Below are 5177 nucleotides of genomic sequence, written 5' to 3'. Positions count from 1 at the left end.
TTTTTTCTTATTTCGAAAGTAAACTTTTTAATATTAGTTTACATTCAATCCCCCTAAAATATTGACCTCTCGCTAAATCCCCTAATATCCTCAAAATACAAAACAAAAGTATACATTCAAAACACTATAAATAAAGAGATTATTAAACATATCACAATGTATTTATTCAAATAGTTTACTCATGATTTTTACCCAACCTAAATAAGAAAATCCTATAAGAATTGACCACAAAAATGCTAAACGGATACTTCTTGGAATTGATATCCATAATTGAAATACTCTCCAAGATAAATTATCTTTTTCGCTTTTTCTCATAGTTATCACCCTTGATAAATTTTACCATAATTGAAGTTATTTGTAATTTAACTTGTTCAGTTAACATGACACTACTTATCAGCAGTCACTATATCTAAAAACTTAAAAAAGTCCCTTCAGATCTTTGAAGGGACTTTTCTTTTATATAATCTCCATTATCGGAAATTATCATATTCATGTTTTAAAAGAGAATATACCTTAGAATCGCAATACATATCATTAATCATTACACTTTGTCTCAATGTTCCTTCATATGTCATTGTTAGCTTTTGCATAACTCGTTCAGACGCTGTATTCCTTACGTCACATCTTCCTTCAATCCGATTTAAATCTAATTCTTGAAATCCAAACTTTATTAGTTCTTCTAAAGCTTCGACGATAACTCCTTTTCCCCAATATAGTGGATTAATAACAGCTCCTAAAGAAGCACTATTATGTGATAATTTCCAGATGCCACAGGTTCCAATAACTTTCTGATCATCCTTAAAAATAATAGACCATATGAAGGACTTACCTTTCTTAGCTGTTTCAATCGTATTTTCTAAAAAAATACGAGTTTCATCTTTATTTTTGTGTACCTCTCGAGGTACATATGTAGTTGTTTGAAGATCTGAATAGACTTCAAATAAATCATCTAAATCATGAAAATCTAGTTTTTTTAATAAAAGACGCTTTGTTTCTAATTTTGGGATTTCATATGTATTTTCCATACTCTCACCTCAGTTAATCGTTATTTTTATATTATATATCTTATTCATGTGAAGTTTACATAACCCAACTTATCGGTATTCAATGTATCTAAAAAACTCCTTCAGTTTGCTTGCTGAAGGGGTTTCGTATTTACATAATTGTCGTTAGCGGAAGTTAATTATACGATCTGAAGAACCTTTTTGACCGCATTTATTACATATTGTGGCTCATCCTTTTGGATATAGTGTCCACTGTTAGGTGCTATAACCAAGGAACTATTTGTTGATAAATTCAATAATTCCTCTTGCATATGCAACCATAAGTTTTGTGCATCAGTGGAATAAAAAGCTTTTTTTCCTGCAGAAAGAATAATAACGTTTGTATCTATAAGTGTTTTTCTGTGTAATCGTACTTCTTCCAGACTCTTCATAAACTGATCATATGTACTTTCATAAATAAATTGTTTATTATAAGCTTCTTGGAAATCTGAAGGCATGATGGGAAGAAATCGTTCTCTATAGTCCTCTGGGGTTGAATCTACAAGGATATAGGGGATGATTCATACATACAAGGTTAAAAAATACGCGTATCAAATAAACCCTGACTTCATAAACGGGCGCAATTGTATAGAAACACGGGCAGAAAATGATTAAACTTTTTTATAAAAACTGTACACACAATCCCAAAGAAAGAGTCGATTTTGATCAATCTTTTTTCAAAATCGATTCTTTTTGTGTACCATAGAATGTGAGTTTGTAAGAGGTTTTTGATCAAACTTTATTCCAAAGCAACAGATGTATAAAGTAATTATGAAAAATTGCATATATAAATAAATTGAAGTTATTTTAGATACTCATTATAATTTATTTAGTATACAGCTTAGTACGTAATTATTTTGATATTTTTATAGGAAAATGTTTGAAAATAAAAAAGTAGAGGGAAAATGAATGAAAATTTTTAAAGGAATGCTAGTGTCTACACTAGCAATTACAGCTTTTACGGGATTAGGAAAGACTTCTCATATAGTGAGTGCCGCTTCAAACAATTCAGTAGTACAGCAAAAAGAAGCTAATGTAGAAGAAAAAGAAGAAAAGCAAATCATTGTAAAGTTTAAAAATGAAATCAATTTACCGTATGAGGATGGTATAGAAAAGCGAATAAAACATGAAAAAAATGATAGAGTACTAGAAGACTTTTTTTTCGAATTCTCAGATTTAACATTAACTCGCTTATTTACATCTGTAAGTCCTGAAGAAATTCAAAATCTAGATGAACGTACACAAACATCCGATAATAATTCATCTGCTAATTTATTAAACTATTATACACTTCAAATTCCTAAGGGTGTACAAGCAGAAAATTTACTGGAAAAGCTAAAAAAATCTTCCCTAATAGAAGATGTATATATTAACGAACCGCAAAAATTAACACCACCTGAAATACAGATACCTAATTTATCCCTTAATCCATCTGATGATCCTAGATTTAAAAGCCAAGGGTATCTTACAGAAGCACCATCTGGAATCAATGCACCTTATGCATGGGGTATAAAAGGCGGAGATGGAAAAGGTATAACATTTGTAGATATGGAGTATGGATGGTTATTAAATCAAGAGGATTTAATAAATCAAAATATTAAACTTATGTCTGGACAGAATTTAGATCAGCACGTTGGTCATGGGACTTCAGTATTAGGAATTGTTTCAGCGGAAGATAATAATATAGGTAATATTGGTATTACACCAAAAGCTACAGTAAAGGTAATATCTCAAATAAGAGATAATGGTCAGTATAACACAGCAGATGCCATATTAAGCGCTGTAAATAATTTAAACGCTGGTGATGTTTTATTATTGGAGGCACAAGCATCTTATGATGGATATGGCAAGAATTATTTACCAGTTGAAGTGCGACCAGAAGTATTTGATGCCATTCGTACTGGAACGGATAAAGGAATCGTGATTATCGAGGCTGGAGCAAATGGTTCAAATGACTTAGACAAATTTAAAGATAGAGATGGAAAACAAGTCTTAAATCGTAATAGCAAAGATTTTAAAGATTCAGGTGCAATCATGGTCGGAGCTGGTTCATCAACTGTTCCTCACGGACGTTTATGGTTTTCAAATTATGGAAGTCGAATTGATGTATATGGATGGGGTGAAAATGTAGATACAACTTCTGCGGAACCAAGTAGAAATCTTAAAAATTTATATACGTCTAGCTTTAACGGTACATCGAGCGCTTCACCAATTATTGCTGGTGCAGCCACTTCCATACAAAGTATCGCTAAGGAACACTTGGGTCAACCTTATAAACCAAGTGAGTTAAGAAACATCTTAAGTAACTCAAGCACAGGAACACAATCTAAAGATCCATCTTTCGATAGAATTGGTGTTTTACCAGATTTAAAAGCTATATTGTCAAAATTAGGATTCCAACCAAATGGAGAAGATACAGCTTCAAAACACCCGCAAGAACAAGAGCCAAATAACCAACATATACAGGCAAATCCGTTAACCTTCAATACGACTATTGAAGGAAATCTTAACGACGATGATAACGTAGATGTCTATACTTTTACGGTTAATTCACCGCAAAATATAGATATTTCCCTATTAAATGAAAAACAGATTGGAATGACATGGACACTTTATCACGAATCAGATCTACAAAACTTTGTAGCATATGGGCAAAATGAGTCTAATATCATTAAAGGAAAATACAACGCGAAACCAGGGGAATATTATTTGTATGTCTACAAATATGAAAATAAAAATGGGTCGTATGTATTAAATGTAAAATAGATTTTATGTATATGCATACATGAAGCAAAAGGAACTCTCTAAATGAACTGTACCCCAATTGTTAGACGTAACTAATAATTGGGGTACAGTTTTTTATGGGGTTCAGCCGAGATACATGGAAAAAAGGTTATAGGGATACATTATTTACCAAAAAACGTTTTTTGAGCGTATTTGTAACACAAACGATTATTTTTGGGACAATCGGATATCAATCAATTTTCGCTGTTTTTTTGCTGAGAAATTCCCCAAAAATTCACTTTAGAAACTATGTCCTAAAAATGTACGTTTTAGATTTCTTGTATGTAGTTTTAAGTGATCCTTTTAATATATCTGTAAAAGTATACCTTTATAAACATAACTTGTATCCCTATAAAATCAAGGATTATCACGTTTATAAATATGATCGAAAACATTTATAAACTTCTTAGCGTACAATTTTCTCGAAATAATATGGAATGTAGTTTCAGTGAAAGTTGATGTAGATGCAAAAGAAGCTAACGAAAACATTAAGAAATTAACTACTGCAGCTAATGAGTGTGTTGAAGCGTTAGAACGATTAGAAAAGAAACCATCCTCTTTAGAGCTGTCACTTCGGTGATGGCTTTTTGTTCATTTGAATAAAAGGATAATTATGGTTTTTGTTGAATGAATAGATTGGGAAAGGTGGAGAAATTATGCAATATAGAGAAATGTTGAAAGAATTAGCGGTAGGGGGAATATATATCGAAAAACAAATTTCTAATTTGTTATGTACTAATAGAAAAGAATTAACTATTTTATGCGATTCTGTAACAAAGTTCGGTGAATCTGAAACAGAAAGATTTCAAGTGATAGGTAAATATGAAATATATGTTCATAAAAGTCAAGGTTACTCTTATCATGCACCATCAAAAAAGACAATGGTTTATGTTATAGAAAAGATTTAAAAGCATCCAAAACGGGATTTGCATACAAATCGATTTATCTTGTACAATAATACGGTTCTGGTGCAAAAACTTCAGGGCAATTGCAAATAATCTCTAAATCTTGGACATACTGATACTATTACTCTAAAAAAGGTGTGTGATCGGTATGAAAAAGGAAAATTTGTTCAAATGGAAGCATTATCAACCTGATATGATTTTATTAACTGTGAGATGGTACCTACGGTACAACCTCAGTTTTCGGGATTTGGTAGAAATGATGGAGGAACGAGGTTTGTCTATTGCTCACACCACCATTATGCGTTGGGTGCATCAATATGGACTTGAATTAGACGAAAGAGTACGATGTCATCTTAAGACGACAAATGATTCCTGGAGAGTCGATGAAACGTATGTGAAAATAAAAGGTCAATGGATGTATTTATATCGCGCAGTAGATTCAAAA

At 31.7% G+C, this 5177-nt stretch carries 5 protein-coding genes and 1 pseudogene; 4 read left to right on the top strand and 2 right to left on the bottom strand.

What is annotated here, in order from left to right; translation table 11 throughout:
• Window positions 1–470 precede the first annotated feature (470 nt).
• On the bottom strand, window positions 471–1025 hold the full coding sequence (locus BPMYX0001_RS24215) for a GNAT family N-acetyltransferase (RefSeq protein WP_006096826.1): 555 nt from the start codon (window positions 1023–1025) through the stop codon (window positions 471–473).
• Window positions 1026–1183: 158 nt separating this feature from the next.
• Window positions 1184–1552, bottom strand: a pseudogene (locus BPMYX0001_RS24210) (alpha/beta fold hydrolase); the annotation flags it as partial.
• Window positions 1553–1952: 400 nt separating this feature from the next.
• Here BPMYX0001_RS24210 and BPMYX0001_RS24205 point away from each other — a divergent pair.
• From BPMYX0001_RS24205 to BPMYX0001_RS24190, 4 genes are all read left to right on the top strand, one after another.
• Window positions 1953–3809: a S8 family peptidase gene (locus BPMYX0001_RS24205; RefSeq protein ID WP_006096824.1), complete on the top strand. Its 1857-nt coding sequence runs from the start codon at window positions 1953–1955 to the stop codon at window positions 3807–3809.
• Window positions 3810–4275: 466 nt separating this feature from the next.
• Complete coding sequence (locus BPMYX0001_RS34590; protein WP_006096823.1) at window positions 4276–4407, top strand: hypothetical protein; 132 nt, start codon at window positions 4276–4278, stop codon at window positions 4405–4407.
• A gap of 76 nt (window positions 4408–4483) precedes the next feature.
• On the top strand, window positions 4484–4735 hold the full coding sequence (locus BPMYX0001_RS24195) for a hypothetical protein (protein ID WP_006096822.1): 252 nt from the start codon (window positions 4484–4486) through the stop codon (window positions 4733–4735).
• A 145-nt stretch (window positions 4736–4880) separates the two neighbouring features.
• On the top strand, window positions 4881–5177 hold a 297-nt coding region (locus BPMYX0001_RS24190), incomplete at its 3' end, for an IS6 family transposase (protein ID WP_033799300.1).

This window comes from Bacillus pseudomycoides DSM 12442 (genome assembly GCF_000161455.1).
Lineage (GTDB): Bacteria > Bacillota > Bacilli > Bacillales > Bacillaceae_G > Bacillus_A > Bacillus_A pseudomycoides.
The sequence above is the reverse complement of the archived record's forward strand: the minus strand, read 5'-3'. Positions and strand labels throughout refer to the sequence as shown.

Excerpts from the sequence above, each read along its gene's own strand:
- BPMYX0001_RS24215 (WP_006096826.1), bottom strand. The coding sequence starts at position 1,025 with ATGGAAAATACATATGAAATCCCAAAATTAGAAACAAAGCGTCTTTTA.
- BPMYX0001_RS24205 (WP_006096824.1), top strand. The coding sequence starts at position 1,953 with ATGAAAATTTTTAAAGGAATGCTAGTGTCTACACTAGCAATTACAGCT.
- BPMYX0001_RS24195 (WP_006096822.1), top strand. The coding sequence starts at position 4,484 with ATGCAATATAGAGAAATGTTGAAAGAATTAGCGGTAGGGGGAATATAT.